This window comes from Streptomyces scabiei 87.22, from assembly GCF_000091305.1.
GTDB classification, from domain to species: domain Bacteria; phylum Actinomycetota; class Actinomycetes; order Streptomycetales; family Streptomycetaceae; genus Streptomyces; species Streptomyces scabiei.
Window position 1 is genome coordinate 6850127 of the sequence record NC_013929.1, and the last position, 17208, is coordinate 6867334.

Sequence of the window (17208 nt, forward strand, 5' to 3'; positions counted from 1 at the left end):
GAAGGGCCCCGTTCACCGGAATCCGGCGGACGGGGCCCGTCGTTTACCGGCCAAACCCTGTGCAGGTCGCGGGTAGGGCTCGTCCGGAGTACTGACTGCGCCTCACGGATGTGGCTAACATCACCGAGCGCGGCAATGTTGCCGAGGGGGCACTTCCCGCGCCCAAGAGGGCCGTGTGTGGGGGAGTTACGGAGGTGCCACGTGCTGCCAGGACGGGACCCGATCGGCGACGCCGCCGCGTCCGCCCGCGCCGGGTGCACCAGCCGTGCCACCGGTCTGTCGCGGGTGATGGGCACGCGGATCGCGTGGACGGGCGTCGGTGACGGCGAGTTCTTCTGTCCCGGCTGCGGAGGCGACCGCAACTACCAACGCCTCACCGGCCGCCGCCGCTTCACCCTCCTCGGCGTGCCGGTCCTGCCGCGCGGCGAGACGGGCCCCGTGGTGGAGTGCGCGGCCTGCCGCCACCACTACGCCACGGACGTCCTCGACCACCCCACCACCACCCGCTTCTCCGCGATGCTCCGCGACGCCGTCCACACCGTCGCCCTGGCCGTCCTCGCGGCCGGCGGCAGCCGCTCCCGCACCTCCCTGTCCGTCGCCGCCTCCGCCGTCCGCTCCGCCGGCTTCGACGACTGCACCGAGGACCAGCTGGACGCCCTGGTCGAGGCCCTGGCCGCCGACACCGGCCGCGTCCACAGCGAACCCTGCGGCCCGGGCCTCGCCATAGAGCTCCACGAGGCCCTCGACCCGCTGGCCCCCCACCTCGCCTCCACCGGCCGTGAGGCGATCCTCCTCCAGGGCGCCCGGATCGCCCTGGCCGACGGCCCGTACACCCCGGCGGAGCGGGACGCGCTCGCCACGGTCGGGGCGGCCCTGACGATCTGCTCGGACGACGTGACCCGCCTGCTGGCGGCGGCGCGCACGCCCTCGTAGCCCGCGCGCGGCCCCGGCCGCCTACAGCAGCTCCGCCGCCGCCAGGTACGCCCCTACGCGCTCCACCTCCGCCTCCGACAACGGGACCTGCGGCTCCGCGGTCGCCGGGCAGGCGATCACGCCGCGCAGGTGCAGGGCCGCCTTGAAGGCACCGAGGGCGGAGGAGCCGCCGCCCATGCGGGCGGAGGAGCCGACACCGGTCAGCCCGAAGAGGGCGCACAGGCGCTCCTGCTCGGCACGGGCCCCGTCCCGGTCGCCGGCCCGGAAGAGGCGGTCGAGACGGACGTACCCGGCCGGGTCGACGTTCGCCAGGCCCGGCACCGCGCCGTCCGCGCCCAGGGCGAGGGCGGAGTCGACGACGAGTTCGGAGCCGGTGAGGACGCTGAAACCGCTGATCGCGGGGTCCGTACGGGCGCCCGTGACCACCGTGCGGAATGCGGCCAGATCGCCGCTGGAGTCCTTGAGACCGGCGATGACCCCCTCGGCCGCCAGTTCCAGGACCACGTCGGCCGGCAGCTTCGTGTGCACGGCCGACGGGATGTCGTAGGCGAGGACGGGGACGGGGGAGCCCGCGGCCAGCAGCCGGAAGTGCCGGGCGATCTCCGCCGGGTGTGTCCGGGTGTAGAAGGGAGCCGTCGCCACCACGGCCTGCGCCCCGGCGGCGGTCACGGCCCGGACGTGGTCCAGCACCCGGGGCGTGGTCATGTCGATCGCCCCGGCGAGCACGGGGAGCCCGCCGCCGACATGCCCGACGACCGTCTCCACCACCCGCCGCCGCTGCGCGTCCGTCAGGAACGCCGCCTCCGACGACGAGCCGAGCACGAACAGCGCGTCCACACCGGCCGCCACCAGGTGGTCGACGAGCCGCGTCAGCGAGGGGACGTCCACCTCGCGGTCCGGCGTCAGCGGGGTGCAGACGGGCGGGACGACACCGGTCAGCGGGGCGGGCACGGGCATCTGGCGGCTCCCTCGGCGCTACGGATCGCGTACGGAGCCCGGCGCGGACGCGGCCCGGCGCCCGGACGGGCCCGGTCACGCGTCCACTCCTGCTCCCGCACAGGATGGTGGCAGCCGCAGCGGTGGCCGGGGGCCGACTCGGCCGAGAACACCCGCGGGATCTCCGCGCCGCGAACCGTTCCGTCGCCCTGCGGCGCTTGTCCGGACGCGCGTACGATGCGGCGCATGTCCGCGGAGACGACCGAACCCTGGGACCCGGCCGCGCCGGGTGTCCTGCGCCTGCCCTCGGGGCGGCTGGTGCGCGGCCGGGGGCTGCGCCGTCCGCTCCCGGACGGACCTGTCCCCACGTACGCCGTGTACTGCCTCGGCCAGGACCCGCCCACGGTCCCCTGGACGTCCCGCTGGCTGCGCTGGCCCGACTTCCGGCTGCCCGCCGACCGGACGGAGGCCGCCCGGGTGCTGCGGGACGCCTTCGACCGGGCGGCCACCGAGCGGGTCGAGCTGGCGTGCGGCGGCGGCCGGGGCCGCACCGGCACCGCGCTGGCCTGCCTGGCGGTGCTGGACGGCGTACCGCCGCAGGAGGCCGTGTCGTACGTGCGCCGGCACTACGACCGGCACGCCGTGGAGACCCCCTGGCAGCGGCGGTACGTACGGCGCTTCGGGACCTGACCGGCTCCGGCCGGACCGGCTAGCCGGCGGTCCTCGCGGGCCCGTACAGGGCGTTCGCGGCACCCGTCATCAGCGCCCAGTACCGGTCCCCGTACGACCAGTGCCACCACTCGGTGGGGTAGTTGACCAGCCCGGCCGTGGTGAGGGCCGCGCTCAGGACGCGGCGGTTGCCTCGGGCGGCGTCGGAGATGTTCGGCGCGTCCGTGTAGCAGGCGTCGTCGCTCTCCTCGGGGCTCGCGTCGAGACGGGTGCCCATGTCGAGTTCCTCCCCCGCGGCGGTGCACAGGGTGAGGTCGACCGCGGCGCCCGCCACGTGCGGCCCGATCTCCGGCGGCGAGAGGGAACGGCTGGCCTGGACACGGAGGTGCTCCTCGGTCCACTCCGGGTGGGCGAGCCGCAGCTCGGCGGCGTACGCCTCGAAGTACTCGATCTGCAGGGCCAGTGGCCGGTACCCCTCGGTGACCAGCAGTCGCAGCCCCTCGGGGAGCAGGCGGGCGGCCCGCGCCAGACGCCAGGCGACACCCTCGCGCAGATGCGCGTACGACCCCTCGGGATCGGCCTGACGGGAGTCGACCACCACGAAGGGCAGCTCCCTCAGATCGACGAGGGGCTCACCGCACTCCTGCACCGGGACACCGGCGACCCGGGGGTCGCTCATGAGGATGATCGAAGGCATGGGTCGTCTTCCACCGGGCGGCAGGTGTGCGGCGGAGGGGGGTGCGGCAGCACCCCGGGGAGGGACCTGATCCCCTGATGTCCCTCCCCGGGGGCTTCCCCCCTTGAGTGGTGGTCTGCGGTCCGGGTCGGGGCGGTCCCCCAGTCCGTCCTGCTGTTCCGAACCCACTGTCGTCACGTTCCCACCGGTCCGTCCCCTGTGCGCTCCGGTGGGCCGACCGGCCGGGCGGTGGTCGCCCGGCCGATCCGTTGTTCCCCCGAGAGCACCGAGAATGGCGCACCCCGCTGGAAGTTCTCTGCAAGTCCGCCGCAAGCGGGTTTCGGCCTGGCCGGGATCACACCCAGGGCCAGGGCTCGTCCCGCTCGCGGGCCTCGCAGGCGTCGAACACCGCCATCGCCTCGGCCCGCAGCGCCTCCCCGCCCGCCCGGTCGCCCCGTGCGGCCCGTACGACGGACAGGTTGCGCAGGGCACGCGCCCGGGGCAGCGGCAGCGCGAGGACGCCCCAGAGGGCGGCGGACGCCGTCAGCAGCCCCTCCGCGTCCGCCGGCCGCCCGTCGGCCAGCGCGCACTCGCCGAGCGTGCGCAGCGTCAGCGCCTCCCCGAAGCGGTCCTCGTGGGCCCGGCAGACCTCCAGGATCTCGCGCAGCTCCGCCTCCGCCTCCCGGACGTGCCCGAGCCGCAGCCGCGCCTTGGCCCGGGCCCGCAGGGCGTACGCCGCCATGTGCGGGTCGCCGATCTCCCGCAGGATCTCCAGCGCCTGCTCGGCCACGCGCGCGGCCTCTTCGTACGCGCCGAGCGAGCGGTGCACCAGGCTGAGCGTGCGCAGCGCCAGGGCCTCGCCGCGCCGGCTGCCGAGCCGCCGGTACGCCCGCAGCGACTCGTCGAGCAGCGGGAACGCGCCCTTCTGGTCACCGAGTTCGAGGCGTACGGAACCGCCGTACCGGCAGGCCACCCCGACCCCGGTGTCGTCGCCGACGCGCCGGAAGCCCTCGGCCGCGTCGGTCAGGGCCCGTTCCGCCTCGCGCAGTTCGCCGACCTCGCGGCAGGCGCTGCCGAGGCCGGCGAGGGCGGCGGACCGGCCGAGCACGTCGCCCAGCTCGGTGCAGACGCGTTCCGCGGTGCGGAAGTACTCCTGGGACTCGGCGATTCGGTCCTGCTCGTAGCGGAGCTGGCCCAGGCCGATGATGAGCAGGGCCTCGCCCGAGCGGTCCTCGGCGCGACGGGCCGCGGCGAGGGCGGCGTCGTGGCTGCGCCACCAGGCGTCGAAGCGGTTCTTGATGGCGAACGAGGAGGAGCACAGGGCCGCAGCCGCTTCGCAGGCGAGGGTGTGCAGGCCGAGGGCCGCCGCCCGTTCGACCGCGGCGGTCAGGGTGTCCGCCTCCGCGTCGAACCAGGCGAAGGGGTCCTCCAGGGCCCGGCGCGTGGTGCGTGCGCCCACCGGGGCGGGGGCGTCCGCCGGTGCGCGGCCCCCGGTCCGCCGTGGCTGCCCGTGCCCCTTCCGGGCGAAGCCCTGCCGCAGCGTGACCGCGCCCGAAGGGGACTTCTCCGTCACCCGGTCCATCAGCCACAGGCCCGCGCCCAACGCCCTGCCCACCGCCGCCGTACGGTCCTCCACCGGGTCCTCCGCCTCGGCGCGTTCGGCGGCGTAGACGCGGACCAGATCGTGCAGGCGGTAGCGGGGCTGGCCGACCTGGTCGGTGCCGGGGCAGTTGATCAACTGGGCGTCCAGGAGCCGTTCGAGGACCTCCTCCGCCGCGTCCTCGGGCATGCCCGAGAGCGCGGCCACCGCCCACACGGCGACGTCCGCCGGACCGAGGGTGGCGATCCGGCGCAGCACCCGGCGGGCGCACGCGTCGAGGGCCCGGTAGCTGAGGCCGAGACCGGCCCGTACCTCCAGGTCGCCCACGGACAGCTCGTCCAGGCGGCGGTGCTCGTCGGCGAGGCGCTCGGCGAGCACGCTGGGCGTCCAATGGCGCCGGGTCGCCAGGCGGGCCCCCGCGATCCGCAGGGCCAGCGGCAGCCCGCCGCACAGCTCCACGATGCGCCGCGCCGCGGCCTGTTCGCGCGGGTCGTCCGGGGTGCGTTCCGGGCCGGTGACCCGGGTGAGCAGTTCCAGGCCGCGCGCGTCGTCCAGGACGTCCAGGTCGGTGCGCCGGGCCCCGACGAGCCCCCCGAGCCGGGCCCGGGAGGTCACCAGCACCCCGCAGGTGGCGCTGCCCGGCAGCAGCGGCCGTACCTGGGCCTCGCCGCCCGCGTCGTCCAGGACCAGCAGGATCCGCCGTCCGGCGACGAGGCTGCGGAACAGGTCGCCGCGTTCGGCCGTGTCCTCGGGCGGGTCCGCGCCGAGCGCCCGCAGCAGCCGGCCCAGCACCTCGGCGGGCGGTACGGGCTCGCTGAAGCCGTGCAGTTCCGCGTGGAGCTGCCCGTCGGGGTACGCGCCGGCCACCCGGTGCGCGGCCTGCACCGCCAGCGCCGACTTGCCGACCCCGGCCGCCCCCGACACCACGACGACGGGCATCGCCTCCCGCTCGCCGGTCAACGCCCCGACCACCCGCCCCAGTTCCTCCTCCCGTCCGGTGAAGTCCCCGATGGCGGGCGGCAGGAGCGACACGGGCCGGGGAGCGGTGACGGGCTGCGGGGCGGCGGCCGTGGTGGCGGTGAGCAGGGCCGGGTCGGCCCGCAGGATGGCCTCGTACAGCTTGGTCAGTTCCGGGCCCGGGTCGAGCCCCAGCTCGTCGGCGAGCACCGCCCGGCCCTCCGCGTAGACGGCCAGCGCGTCGGCCTGCCGGCCCAGCCGGTACAGCCCCAGCATCAGCTGGCCGCGCGGCCGCTCCCGGGTCGGCCGGGCCTCGACCAGCGAGGTCAGCTCCGTGACCAGTTCCGCCTCGTGCCCGCCGGTCTCCAGCTCGGCGGCGATCCGCTCCTCCAGCGCCGCCTGCCGGGCCTCCTCCAGCCGGCCGGCCTCACCGCGCAGCGCGTCCCCGACGCCGCCGAGCGCGGGGCCGCGCCACAGCTCCAGCGCCTCCCGCAGCAAGCGGGCGGCTCCCGTGTGGTCCCCCTCGGCGGCGGCCCGGCGCGCGTGTGCCGTGCCTGCCTCGAACTCCAGCAGATCAACCCGGCCGGTCCCGGGCCGCATCACATATCCCGGCGGCCGGGTCTCGATCGCCTCCGCCGCCTCGCCGGGCAGGGCCCGCCGCAGCGCCGACACGTACGTCTGCACCAGTGCCCGCGCGGTGTCCGGGGGTTCGTCGCCCCAGATCACGTCCACCAGCGCGTCCGCGGGCACCACCTGACCGGCCCGCAGGAGCAGCACGGCCAGCAGGGCCCGCGGTTTCGGCCCGCCCAGCCGCAGGGGTCTGTCTCCGTGCCACGCCTCGACCGGACCGAGCAGTCGGAATTCCAGCTCCACGGGTCCCCATCTTCCGTGCTGTCGGACCGCCGGGACAGCGGTTGCTCACGCAACGTTCGACGCTCATGCACGCCGAGTGGTTTCCCATGACGCCCGATGCGTCGACGAGTTGCCGGAAAACGGGGGAACCAAAGGGAATCCTAGGTGGACAACGCGGAGATTCCCCACCTGTCTGAGGACCACCTGTGACGATGCTGTGAGGACTGCGCCGCTTCTCGCCCACGGCCTTTCCGGTTCATCGGTTCCGATGCCCCGGTCCATCGGTTTCCATGCCCGGTTCCCTCGGTTCCGGCACCCCGGCGCAGCGCTTTCGCGCCGCCCCGCGATCGCCCGGGACAGACTCCAGCCGAGTGTAGACACCGCAGGTCACCGGGGGGATACGAAGAGTGAAACCCGATGATGCGGGGGAGCACCGTGGAGGCGGTGCGAGAAGGCCCGGCGGGCGGGATCCGGCGGGTGTGCCGAAGAGGCGGAGGATGCGGTGGAGGAATTGCGGCGGAAAGCCGGAAAAGCAGGAATTGTTCTTCCGGTACCGGGTAATTCGGCGGCGGCTCTGCGGTGAGCGGTCACGGGAAGAAGCCGGCGGTCGGCACCTACGCGGTCGACACCCGCACGGGCCGGGTCGGCCGGGTCATGGGCCACGAGGGCCCGTACGTCCAGCTGCGGCCGGTCGGCGGCGGAAGGGAGTGGGACTGCGCCCCCGAGGCCGTCCGGGCCGCCACGACGATAGAACGGCTCCGCGCGGCCACCGCGTACGAGAACGCCCGCAGCCGGGGCGAGGTCCCTTGAAGGGGTGACGGTAGGCGAGAATGGGCGGCATGAGCCTGTTCCGCGACGGCGGCGTCGTCCCGCGCACCCGGATGCCGGGTGCGGCGGACGCGCTGCCGCCGCCCTCCGGGCGAGGCCCAGCGTGCCTCCCGCAGCAGGCAGGCCGCGGGGGTGAGTGGTGAGTCTGTTCCGGGACGACGGTGTGGTGCTGCGCACCCAGAAGCTGGGTGAGGCGGACCGCATCATCACCCTGCTCACCCGGGGGCACGGGCGGGTGCGGGCGGTGGCCCGGGGGGTGCGGCGGACCAAGTCCAAGTTCGGCGCGCGGCTCGAACCCTTCTCGCACGTGGACGTGCAGTTCTTCGCGCGGGGCAGCGAGCTGCTCGGGCGCGGGCTGCCCCTGTGCACCCAGAGCGAGACCATCGCCCCGTACGGCGGCGGCATCGTCAGCGACTACGCCCGCTACACCGCCGGGACGGCCATGCTGGAGACGGCCGAACGGTTCACCGACCACGAGGGCGAGCCCGCCGTGCAGCAGTACCTGCTGCTGGTCGGCGCCCTGCGCACCCTCGCCCGCGGCGAGCACGCGCCCCACCTCGTCCTCGACGCCTTCCTGCTGCGCTCGCTCGCGGTCAACGGCTACGCCCCCAGCTTCGGCGACTGCGCCAAGTGCGGCATGCCCGGCCCGAACCGCTTCTTCTCGGTCGCCGCCGGAGGGTCCGTCTGCGTGGACTGCCGGGTGCCCGGCAGCGTCGTACCCTCACCGCAGACGCTGCGGCTGCTCGCCGCGCTCCTCACGGGAGACTGGGAGACCGCGGACACGAGCGAGCCGCGGCACGTGCGGGAGGGCAGCGGGCTGGTCTCCGCCTATCTGCACTGGCACCTGGAGCGCGGCCTGCGCTCTCTTCGGTACGTGGAGAAGTCGTAGGCGGGCGCACGGCCCTCGCGCGGCGGAGCCGGGCACCGTCCGGCGTCGGAGCACCACAGAGCACCACAGAGTCGAGCACCACAGAGCAGCACAGAGGAGACGAGAAGCACATGGTGGTACGCGGGTTCCTGGGGCGTCAGCGCCGCGAGTACGAGGCGCCGACGCCGCATCCGTCCGGCGCCCGCGCGCCCAAGCTCCCGGGCGAGCTGGTCCCCAAGCACGTGGCGATCGTCATGGACGGCAACGGCCGCTGGGCCAAGGAGCGCGGGCTGCCGCGGACCGAGGGCCACAAGGTCGGCGCCGAGCGCGTGCTGGACGTCCTCCAGGGCTCGGTCGAGATCGGCGTGCGCAACATCTCCCTGTACGCCTTCTCCACCGAGAACTGGAAGCGCTCGCCCGACGAGGTCCGCTTCCTGATGAACTTCAACCGCGACTTCATCCGCAAGACCCGCGACCAGCTCGACGCGCTCGGCATCCGGGTCCGCTGGGTGGGCCGGATGCCCAAGCTGTGGAAGTCGGTCGCCAAGGAACTCCAGGTCGCCCAGGAGCAGACCAAGGACAACGACCGGCTCACGCTGTACTTCTGCATGAACTACGGCGGCCGCGCCGAGATCGCCGACGCGGCGCAGGCCATCGCCGAGGACGTCCGCGCGGGCCGCCTCGACCCCTCCAAGGTCACCGAGAAGACCTTCGCGAAGTACCTGTACTACCCGGACATGCCGGACGTCGACCTCTTCCTGCGCCCCAGTGGCGAGCAGCGCACCTCCAACTACCTGCTCTGGCAGAGCGCCTACGCCGAGATGGTCTTCCAGGACGTGCTGTGGCCCGACTTCGACCGCCGTGACCTGTGGCGCGCCTGCGTGGAGTTCGCCTCCCGCGACCGCCGCTTCGGCGGAGCCATCCCGAACGAGGAGCTGCTGGCCATGGAGGGCCGGACGGAGGACTGAGCCTTGGCCCAGGCCGGCGGGGAGAACGTGGAGCTGGTGTACCGGACGACGGCCGGGGACTTCCGCGAGGCGGTCCGCGCGTCCACGCGTGCCTCCTCCGCCGGCCGGTGGGGCCGGGGTCTGCTGCTGTTCGCCGCCGGGGCGGGCCTGTTCGTCACGGCCGTGACGCTCGCCCTGGGTGCCGTGCCCGACGCGCGGGCCCTGGTGATGCCGGTGGCGGCGGCGGGCGGGCTCGTCCTGCTGCCCCGGCTCCAGGCCCGCCTCCTGCACCGGCGGGCGGCGGCCCTCGGGCTGCACCGCGCCGTGCTGGATCCGTGGGGCGTGACGGTCGCGCACGACCGGGGCACCGAGCGCCCGGCCCGCTGGTCCCAGGTCTCCCGGTACGCGGAGACGCCGCACACCTTCGTCCTGCTCGGCGGCGCCCAGGCGCCCCGTCTCACCGTGCTCCCCAAACGTGGCCTGGCGACCCCCGCCGACGCCGACCGGCTCCGCGCCGTCCTGACCCGCGAGGGCCTGACCCGGCTGTAGGGGGAGGGGCGGGGAGGGGCACGGGAGACGGGCCGGTGGGTCCGGGGCGCCCTACGACGCCTTCGCCGCGCACTCCGCGCAGGTGCCGAAGATCTCCACCGTGTGGGCGACGTTCACGAAGCCGTGTTCCGCCGCGATCGCGTCGGCCCACTTCTCGACCGCCGGGCCCTCCACCTCCACCGCCTTGCCGCAGACACGGCAGACGAGATGGTGGTGGTGGTCCCCGGTGGAGCAGCGGCGGTACACGGACTCGCCGTCGGAGGTGCGCAGGACGTCGACCTCGCCCGCGTCGGCGAGGGACTGCAGCGTGCGGTACACGGTGGTCAGCCCGACCGAGTCGCCCTTGTGCTTGAGCATGTCGTGGAGTTCCTGCGCGCTGCGGAACTCCTCGACCTCGTCGAGTGCCGCGGCCACGGCCGCCCGCTGCCGGGTGGAACGACCTCGTACGGGTCCGGCGGTCGTCACCGTTGCCTCCTCACGTAGCGGTCCTGCCGGGCCATTGTGCCAGCCCGCGCGGGCCCCCCGGGTTGCGGCGGACACCGGTCAGCCCCCGGACCCCTCGGCGGAGCTCCGGCTGGCCGGCACGGTGTCCCGGGGCATTCCCGCCCCGGCGACGGGCCCGGCGGCCTCGCCGGGCTTCGGGATCACGCACTCCGCGGGGTCGCCGGCCAACGCCTCCAGCGCCTTGGCGCGCCGCCGGGCCAGCGGGGTCGCCAGCGCGGTGAGCAGCATGAACGCGGCGATGGCGAGCAGCACGATCGTCGCGCCGGGCGGCACGTCCTGGTAGTACGAGGTGACCGTGCCGCCGATGGTCACGGTGACCCCGATGGCGACGGCGACCGCGAAGGTGGCCGCGAAGCTGCGGGTGAGCTGCTGGGCGGCGGCGACGGGGACGACCATGAGCGCGGAGACCAGCAGCAGGCCGACGACGCGCATGGCGACCGTCACCGTGACGGCCGCCGTGACCGCCGTCAGGAGGTTGAGCGCACGCACCGGCAGGCCGGTGACCCGCGCGAACTCCTCGTCCTGGCTGACCGCGAACAGCTGCCGCCGCAGCGCCAGCGTCATCACGATCACGAACGCGGCCAGGACGCAGATCGCGGTGATGTCCTCCTGCGAGACGGTCGACAGGGAGCCGAAGAGGAACGACATCAGGTTGGCGTTGGTGCCGCCGGGCGCGAGGTTGATGAGCATCACACCGCCCGCCATGCCGCCGTAGAAGAGCATGGCGAGGGCGATGTCGCCGCGTGTCTTCCCGTACCAGCGGATCAGCTCCATCAGGACGGCGCCGACCACGGACACGAGCGTCGCCATCCAGACCGGGGACCACGACAGCATGAACCCGAGACCGACCCCGGTCATCGCCACATGGCCGATGCCGTCGCCCATGAGGGCCTGGCGGCGCTGGACGAGGTAGACGCCGATGGCGGGGGCGGTGACGCCGACGAGGACGGCGGCGAGCAGGGCCCGCTGCATGAAGGCGTAGTCGAGGATTTCCATCGTGGGTGCCTTCTCAGCTCAGCAGGCCGGTGCGGACCGGTTCGATGCCGGGGGCCGCGTGCGGGTGGACGTGGTCGTGGCCGGGCAGCGCGTGCTGGCCGACCGCCTCCGGGGGCGGGCCGTCGTGGGTGACGCAGCCGTCGCGCAGGACCACCGCGCGGTCGATCAGCGGCTCCAGCGGGCCCAGTTCGTGCAGCACGAGCAGCACGGTCGTGCCCTTGGCGACCTGTTCGCGCAGGGTCGCGGCCAGGACCTCCTGGCTGGCCAGGTCGACGCCCGCCATCGGCTCGTCCATGATCAGCAGTTCGGGTTCGCAGGCGAGGGCGCGGGCGATGAGGACGCGCTGGTGCTGGCCGCCGGAGAGGGCGTTCACCGAGTCCTTGGCGCGGTCCGTCATGCCGACGAGGTCCAGGGCGCGCCGGATCGCCTCGTGGTCGGCCTTGCGCAGGATGCCGAGACGGGTGCGGGAGAGCCGTCCCGAGGCCACGATCTCCGTCACCGTCGCCGGGACACCGCCCGCGGCCGTGGTGCGCTGCGGGACGTACCCGAGGCGCCGCCAGTCGCGGAAGCGGCGGCGCGGGGTGCCGAACAGCTCGATCTCCCCGTCGCTGACGGGCACCTGCCCGATCACCGCGCGTACGGCGGTGGACTTGCCGGAGCCGTTGGCGCCGAGCAGCGCGACGACCTCACCGCGGTGCACGGTGAGGTCGATGCCGCGCAGCACGGTGCGCGAGCCCAGTTCGGCACGGACGCCGCGCAACGAGATGACGGGCTCGGTCATGCCTGCTGCCTCCGGATGGTCAACGAGGTCACTTGGCTCCCAGGGCTGCCCGGAGGGCCTTCAGATTGGCTTCCTGCACCGCGAAGTAGTCCTTGCCGCGCGACTTGGAGGTGATGCCCTCGATCGGGTCGAGGACGTCGGTCTTCAGGTTCGCGTCGGCGGCGATGGTCTTCGCGGTCTTGTCGCTGACCAGTGTCTCGTAGAACACGGTGGTCACGCCGTCGGCCTTCGCCATGTTCTCCAGCGCCCTGACCCGCGCGCCGCTCGGCTCGGACTCGGGGTCGAGGCCGGAGATGGCCTCCTCGGTGAGGCCGTAGCGCTCGGCGAGGTAGCCGAAGGCGGCGTGCGTGGTGATGAAGACCTTGGTGTCGGTGTTCTTCAGACCGTTCTCGAACTGGTCGTTGAGCGCGCCCAGCTTCATGACCAGGGCCTCGGTGTTGGTCTTGTACGTGGAGGCGTGGTCGGGGTCGGCCTTCTCGAAGGCGGCGCCCACACCCTTGGCGACCTCGGCGTACTTCACGGGGTCGAGCCAGATGTGCGGGTCCTTGCCCTCCAGCTCCTCGTTCTCGTGGTCGTCGTGCTCGGCGGAGTGGCCGCCCACCTCGTTGCCGTGGTGCTCCATCGACGTCAGGCCGGCCGCGTCGATCTTCGTCTTCACCTCGGACTGCGCGACCGCGTCGTCGACGGAGGGCTGCAGGCCCTTGAGGTAGAGCACGGCGTCCGACTCCTGGAGCGCGGCCGTCTGCTTGGCGCTGATCTCCAGGTCGTGCGGCTCCTGGCCGGGTTCGGTCAGACTGGTGACGTTCACGTACTTCCCGCCGATCTGCTCGGCGAGGAAGGCCATCGGGTAGAACGACGCGACGACGTCGAACTTGCCGGTGTTGCCCGCGGCCGCGCTGTCGCCGCCGCAGGCCGTGAGAGTGGTGAGACCGAGAGCGGCCGCCGCGGTCGCCGCCGCGGGTATCAGAAGTCGTCGTCGTCCTACGTTCATGACAGTCATTTTCATCTTATCTGGAAACGATTGTCAACAAGCCTGGTGGTAAGCCCTTGGTAAGGCCTATGTCCGGTCTGGCACCGAACCGATTTGATTGCAGGGCGGCATGCGCCGGTAATCTGAAGCATTCGCTCTGAAGCGCGTTCGCTTCCCTCCAGGGGCGCATCGCTTCGTCGCCCGTCGTCGTAATGAAGAGAGCACCGTGGCCGCCGACAAGATCGACACCATCGTCAGCCTGAGCAAGCGCCGTGGCTTCGTATTCCCGTGCAGCGAGATCTACGGCGGCCAGCGTGCCGCCTGGGACTACGGACCGCTGGGTGTCGAGCTCAAGGAGAACATCAAGCGTCAGTGGTGGCGCTACATGGTGACGTCGCGCGAGGACGTGGTCGGCATCGACTCGTCCGTCATCCTGGCCCCCGAGGTCTGGGTCGCCTCCGGCCACGTCGCCACCTTCTCCGACCCGCTCACCGAGTGCACCTCCTGCCACAAGCGGTTCCGCGCGGACCACCTGGAGGAGGCGTACGAGGCGAAGAAGGGCCGCCTGCCGGAGAACGGCCTCGTGGACATCAACTGCCCCAACTGCGGCACCAAGGGCCAGTTCACCGAGCCCAAGCAGTTCTCGGGTCTGCTCTCCACGCACCTCGGCCCCACGCAGGACACCGGCTCCGTCGCCTACCTGCGCCCCGAGACCGCCCAGGGCATCTTCACCAACTTCGCCCAGGTGCAGACCACTTCGCGCCGCAAGCCGCCGTTCGGCATCGCCCAGGTGGGCAAGTCCTTCCGCAACGAGATCACGCCCGGCAACTTCATCTTCCGCACCCGCGAGTTCGAGCAGATGGAGATGGAGTTCTTCGTCAAGCCGGGCGAGGACGAGAAGTGGCAGGAGTACTGGATGCAGGAGCGGTGGAACTGGTACACCGGCCTGGGCCTGCGCGAGGAGAACATGCGGTGGTACGACCACCCCAAGGAGAAGCTCTCCCACTACTCCAAGCGCACCGCCGACATCGAGTACCGCTTCCAGTTCGGCGGCAACGAGTGGGGTGAGCTGGAGGGCGTCGCCAACCGCACCGACTACGACCTCAACGCCCACTCCAAGGCGTCCGGCCAGGACCTGTCGTACTACGACCAGGAGTCCAGCGAGCGGTACACGCCGTACGTCATCGAGCCCGCCGCCGGTGTCGGCCGCACGCTGCTGGCGTTCCTGCTCGACGCGTACACCGAGGACGAGGCGCCCAACGCCAAGGGCAAGCTGGAGAAGCGTGCTGTGCTGCGCCTGGACCACCGCATCGCGCCGGTGAAGGTCGCGGTGCTCCCGCTCTCCCGCAACCCCGAGCTGTCCCCGAAGGCGAAGGGGCTCGCCGCGGCGCTGCGGCAGAACTGGAACATCGACTTCGACGACGCGGGCGCCATCGGCCGCCGTTACCGTCGCCAGGACGAGATCGGTACGCCGTACTGCGTGACGGTCGACTTCGACACGCTCGACGACAACGCGGTCACCGTGCGTGAGCGCGACTCGATGAAGCAGGAGCGGGTGTCGCTGGACCAGATCGAGGGTTACCTCGCGGGCCGGCTCGTGGGCGCCTGATGTCAGGGCCGGGTACGCGTCTGCCCGGCTTGAGCGGTTGACCGGCCGCAGGTCGTTCGTGGCCGGTCGCGCGGTTCCCCGCGCCCCTGACGGGGCCGGGGAACTCGGCGTCACACATCCAGGTCGGCGAAGAGGGCCGCGTGGTCGGAGGCCTGGTCGGCCTTGGACGTGACCGTGTCGAAGGACGGGAAGGTCCTCGGCGCCCAGATGCCCCGGCGCTCCACGCCCACGTTCGTCACCCGCTCCCACAACTCCGGGCCGAACAGCAGGTAGTCGAGCTTCTGCTCGTCGCGCTTGCCGGTGCCGTGGGTGCCCGGAGGGTTGGCGCCGTAGCTCTCGTGGGTCATGGCCTCGCTCAGGCCGGCGTCGAGCAGCAGCCGGACCGGGGGACTGGCGAGGGAGTCGTTGAGATCGCCTGCCACCACGACCCGCGGGGAGCGGGTGAGGGCGGCCTCGTAGATCTCCCTGACACGCGCGGCCTGGGCCCTGCGGCGCCTGTCGTTGTCGGCGGCGCGGCCGAAGCCCTTGCTCTTGAAGTGGTTGCCGAGGATCCACAGGGGTTCGCCGCTGACCTCCACCTCGAACTCGGGACAGTCCCGGCTGAACACCGGCTTCCCGCCCGCGCCGGGATCGAAGATGTGCGACCGCACGGACGTGACCGGGAACCGGCTGAGGATGCCGACGTCGATGCCGCGGCTGTCGTTGCCGTCCACGAGCAGGTTGAACGGGTACGGGTCGTGCCCGATCGCGCCGCCCAGCACCTGGGAGTTGAAGCGGTCCAGGGTGAGCCGGTCCTCCACCTCGACGGTGAGCAGGATGTCCGCGTCGACCTCGGCGATCACCCGGGCGGTGTTCTCCACCGCCGCCCACCTGATGTCGTCCCGCACCAGCTCCGCCCAACCGGCCCACGCCGACCGCCCCTTGGCGACGATCCTGACGGCGGGGCCCGCGCCGGGCGACACCGTGTAGAGCTTGGCGCCGCCGCGGGGCTGGTTGACGAGGAACGGCCGGGCGCCGCCCGCCTCCGGGTCGTGCGCGCCGTGCTTCACGATCAGCTCGGCGATCCGCTCCTTGTCCGCCTCCTGGTAGGTCTCCCTGTCGAGGAGGGCGACCAGTTCGGCGAAGTCGTCGAGGATCTCCTTGCGCCGCCCGTCGTCGGCGAGGCCGAACACGGCCGGCCGGCGGAAGAGGTTCTCGGCGTTGAAGGTGGCGATCCGGATGCTCATACGCCCTCCCGAGGGCCGCGCGGCCGGTGCCGGTCCGCTGGCGGCATCTCGAATTGTCCGAGAGCGGACGAAAGGTGTCCAAGGGAACGACACGGAGAATTTGCGGGCCGGCGGAGGGGCGGGCGGGACGGCCTGACCGGGCGGCCCGGCGGGAGGCCCCGTGGCTACGCCACGCAGAACTCGTTGCCCTCCGGGTCCCGCATCACCCACCAGTGGCCGGCCGGGCCCCGGTCGAACTCCTCCACGCGGGTGGCCCCCAGCGTCTCCATGCGGACGGCCAGGGCCTCCAGCCCCTCCGCCCCGGCGTGGACGTCGATGTGCAGGCGGTTCTTCCCCGACTTGGGCTCCAGGACGTCCTGGAACAGCAGACGGCGGCCCTTGCCGATGCCGGTGAAGGGGTCGTACGGGTCGTCGGGGTGGCGGACGGCGGCGTAGCCGCGGAAGACGCGGCGGCCGTCGTGCTCGGCGACGGCGGCCTCGGGCAGATCCCCGCCGGTCAGGAGCTGGCTGATCAGCGTGCTGGGATCCTCCACCACGTAGCCCAGCGCCGCGGCCCAGAAGTCCGCCAGGTGCTGGGCGTCCCGGGAGTCGATGACCAGTTTCCAGTGCAGTGCGGCTGTCATGTAACCGGTTATATTGGTTACATGGGTACGTCGTCCAGCGCATCGGCTTCCGGACAGGCCCCGGGAGTGTCGGGCATCCCGCTGCGGTCCTACTCCGGGAACGTCTTCCGGTTCGACCCGGGCGCCCTCTGCCTGGAACTCCTCGTCACCGGCGGCCCCGGCGCCCTGACCCGCTACGAGGTGCTGCACACCCCCGGTGACCTGGTCGCCTGGGCCGAGCAGTCCCGGCTCGCCCCCACGCCGCCCGCCCTGCGGATCACGGACGACGAGGTGGCGTACGCCCGGCGGCTGCGCGACGCGCTGACCCGTACGGTCGTCTCCCGTGCCGTCGGCGGCGCCGGGCTCCCCGAGCTGGGCATCGACCCGGCGGACACCGCCGACCTGGACCTCGTCAACGAGGCCGCGGCCCGCCGCCCGCTGGCCCCGGCGATCTGTGCGGACGGCACCCGTGGCTGGGCCGCCGGCACGGCGACCGGCACCCAGCTCCTCTCCACGGTCGCCCGGGACGCCGTCGACCTCCTCACCGGGCCGTATGCACAGCGGATCCGTATGTGCGCCGGAGACCGCTGCTACCTCCTGTACGTCGACACCTCACGCCCCGGCCGCCGCCGCTGGTGCTCGATGGAGCACTGCGGCAACCGACACAAGGTCCGCGCCCACCGCGTACGCCAGAAGTCCTGAAGA

17 protein-coding genes are annotated in these 17208 nt (G+C 73.0%); 8 read left to right on the top strand and 9 right to left on the bottom strand.

Annotation, left to right across the window (positions count from 1 at the left end; all coding sequences use genetic code 11):
- Window positions 1-201: 201 nt before the first annotated feature.
- Window positions 202-933, top strand: coding sequence for a tellurite resistance TerB family protein (locus tag SCAB_RS29570; protein ID WP_013003768.1), 732 nt, complete (start codon window positions 202-204; stop codon window positions 931-933).
- 21 nt (window positions 934-954) lie between these two features.
- Here the strand turns inward: SCAB_RS29570 and SCAB_RS29575 are convergent, their stop codons facing one another.
- Window positions 955-1890 (bottom strand): dihydrodipicolinate synthase family protein, encoded by a 936-nt coding sequence (locus SCAB_RS29575; protein WP_013003769.1) that lies wholly within the window; start codon window positions 1888-1890, stop codon window positions 955-957.
- 225 nt (window positions 1891-2115) lie between these two features.
- On the opposite strand from SCAB_RS29575, the gene SCAB_RS29580 reads away from it, so the two are divergent.
- Window positions 2116-2559 carry a phosphatase domain-containing protein gene (locus SCAB_RS29580; protein ID WP_013003770.1) on the top strand — a complete coding sequence of 148 codons (444 nt, stop codon included), beginning with the start codon at window positions 2116-2118 and terminating at the stop codon, window positions 2557-2559.
- 19 nt (window positions 2560-2578) lie between these two features.
- On the opposite strand, the gene SCAB_RS29585 is transcribed toward SCAB_RS29580, so the two are convergent.
- Window positions 2579-3235, bottom strand: a complete 657-nt coding sequence (locus SCAB_RS29585; protein WP_013003771.1) for a M15 family metallopeptidase — start codon at window positions 3233-3235, stop codon at window positions 2579-2581.
- Window positions 3236-3569: 334 nt separating this feature from the next.
- Window positions 3570-6644, bottom strand: a complete 3075-nt coding sequence (locus SCAB_RS29590; RefSeq protein ID WP_013003772.1) for an AfsR/SARP family transcriptional regulator — start codon at window positions 6642-6644, stop codon at window positions 3570-3572.
- A 558-nt stretch (window positions 6645-7202) separates the two neighbouring features.
- Between SCAB_RS29590 and SCAB_RS29595 the strand changes: the two genes are divergently transcribed.
- The 4 genes from SCAB_RS29595 to SCAB_RS29610 all read left to right on the top strand — a co-directional run bounded on the left by SCAB_RS29595 (window position 7203) and on the right by SCAB_RS29610 (window position 9815).
- Window positions 7203-7433, top strand: coding sequence for a hypothetical protein (locus SCAB_RS29595; RefSeq protein ID WP_013003773.1), 231 nt, complete (start codon window positions 7203-7205; stop codon window positions 7431-7433).
- Window positions 7434-7590: 157 nt separating this feature from the next.
- On the top strand, window positions 7591-8340 hold the full coding sequence (gene recO / locus SCAB_RS29600) for a DNA repair protein RecO (RefSeq protein ID WP_037723881.1): 750 nt from the start codon (window positions 7591-7593) through the stop codon (window positions 8338-8340).
- 110 nt (window positions 8341-8450) lie between these two features.
- Window positions 8451-9287, top strand: coding sequence for an isoprenyl transferase (locus tag SCAB_RS29605; protein WP_013003775.1), 837 nt, complete (start codon window positions 8451-8453; stop codon window positions 9285-9287).
- 3 nt (window positions 9288-9290) lie between these two features.
- Window positions 9291-9815, top strand: a complete 525-nt coding sequence (locus tag SCAB_RS29610; protein ID WP_013003776.1) for a YcxB family protein — start codon at window positions 9291-9293, stop codon at window positions 9813-9815.
- Window positions 9816-9866: 51 nt separating this feature from the next.
- Here SCAB_RS29610 and SCAB_RS29615 read toward each other — a convergent pair whose 3' ends face one another.
- The 4 genes from SCAB_RS29615 to SCAB_RS29630 form a co-directional block, all read right to left on the bottom strand.
- Window positions 9867-10280 (bottom strand): Fur family transcriptional regulator, encoded by a 414-nt coding sequence (locus SCAB_RS29615; protein ID WP_013003777.1) that lies wholly within the window; start codon window positions 10278-10280, stop codon window positions 9867-9869.
- Window positions 10281-10358: 78 nt separating this feature from the next.
- The gene (locus SCAB_RS29620; protein ID WP_013003778.1) at window positions 10359-11315 is read right to left on the bottom strand and encodes a metal ABC transporter permease; all 957 of its coding nucleotides are present in this window, start codon (window positions 11313-11315) and stop codon (window positions 10359-10361) included.
- A 13-nt stretch (window positions 11316-11328) separates the two neighbouring features.
- Window positions 11329-12096: a metal ABC transporter ATP-binding protein gene (locus tag SCAB_RS29625; protein ID WP_013003779.1), complete on the bottom strand. Its 768-nt coding sequence runs from the start codon at window positions 12094-12096 to the stop codon at window positions 11329-11331.
- Between the two features lie 28 nt (window positions 12097-12124).
- The gene (locus SCAB_RS29630; protein ID WP_013003780.1) at window positions 12125-13087 is read right to left on the bottom strand and encodes a metal ABC transporter substrate-binding protein; all 963 of its coding nucleotides are present in this window, start codon (window positions 13085-13087) and stop codon (window positions 12125-12127) included.
- 205 nt (window positions 13088-13292) lie between these two features.
- Here SCAB_RS29630 and SCAB_RS29635 point away from each other — a divergent pair, with 205 nt between their 5' ends.
- Window positions 13293-14675 carry a glycine--tRNA ligase gene (locus tag SCAB_RS29635; protein WP_013003781.1) on the top strand — a complete coding sequence of 461 codons (1383 nt, stop codon included), beginning with the start codon at window positions 13293-13295 and terminating at the stop codon, window positions 14673-14675.
- A gap of 110 nt (window positions 14676-14785) precedes the next feature.
- Here SCAB_RS29635 and SCAB_RS29640 read toward each other — a convergent pair whose 3' ends face one another.
- Together SCAB_RS29640 and SCAB_RS29645 are read right to left on the bottom strand one after the other, a co-directional pair.
- Entirely contained in the window at window positions 14786-15901 is a 1116-nt protein-coding gene (locus SCAB_RS29640; protein ID WP_013003782.1) for an endonuclease/exonuclease/phosphatase family protein, read from the bottom strand.
- A 164-nt stretch (window positions 15902-16065) separates the two neighbouring features.
- Window positions 16066-16524, bottom strand: a complete 459-nt coding sequence (locus SCAB_RS29645) for a VOC family protein (protein WP_013003783.1) — start codon at window positions 16522-16524, stop codon at window positions 16066-16068.
- Between the two features lie 21 nt (window positions 16525-16545).
- Here SCAB_RS29645 and SCAB_RS29650 point away from each other — a divergent pair, with 21 nt between their 5' ends.
- A complete protein-coding gene (locus SCAB_RS29650; protein WP_013003784.1) occupies window positions 16546-17205 on the top strand; it encodes a CGNR zinc finger domain-containing protein in 660 nt (219 codons plus the stop codon).
- Window positions 17206-17208 lie beyond the last annotated feature (3 nt).

Coding starts and splice junctions, on each gene's coding strand:
- SCAB_RS29575 (WP_013003769.1), bottom strand. CDS start 1,890: ATGCCCGTGCCCGCCCCGCTGACCGGTGTCGTCCCGCCCGTCTGCACC.
- SCAB_RS29580 (WP_013003770.1), top strand. CDS start 2,116: ATGTCCGCGGAGACGACCGAACCCTGGGACCCGGCCGCGCCGGGTGTC.
- SCAB_RS29585 (WP_013003771.1), bottom strand. CDS start 3,235: ATGCCTTCGATCATCCTCATGAGCGACCCCCGGGTCGCCGGTGTCCCG.
- SCAB_RS29605 (WP_013003775.1), top strand. CDS start 8,451: ATGGTGGTACGCGGGTTCCTGGGGCGTCAGCGCCGCGAGTACGAGGCG.
- SCAB_RS29620 (WP_013003778.1), bottom strand. CDS start 11,315: ATGGAAATCCTCGACTACGCCTTCATGCAGCGGGCCCTGCTCGCCGCC.
- SCAB_RS29625 (WP_013003779.1), bottom strand. CDS start 12,096: ATGACCGAGCCCGTCATCTCGTTGCGCGGCGTCCGTGCCGAACTGGGC.
- SCAB_RS29630 (WP_013003780.1), bottom strand. CDS start 13,087: ATGAACGTAGGACGACGACGACTTCTGATACCCGCGGCGGCGACCGCG.
- SCAB_RS29640 (WP_013003782.1), bottom strand. CDS start 15,901: ATGAGCATCCGGATCGCCACCTTCAACGCCGAGAACCTCTTCCGCCGG.
- SCAB_RS29645 (WP_013003783.1), bottom strand. CDS start 16,524: ATGACAGCCGCACTGCACTGGAAACTGGTCATCGACTCCCGGGACGCC.
- SCAB_RS29650 (WP_013003784.1), top strand. CDS start 16,546: ATGGGTACGTCGTCCAGCGCATCGGCTTCCGGACAGGCCCCGGGAGTG.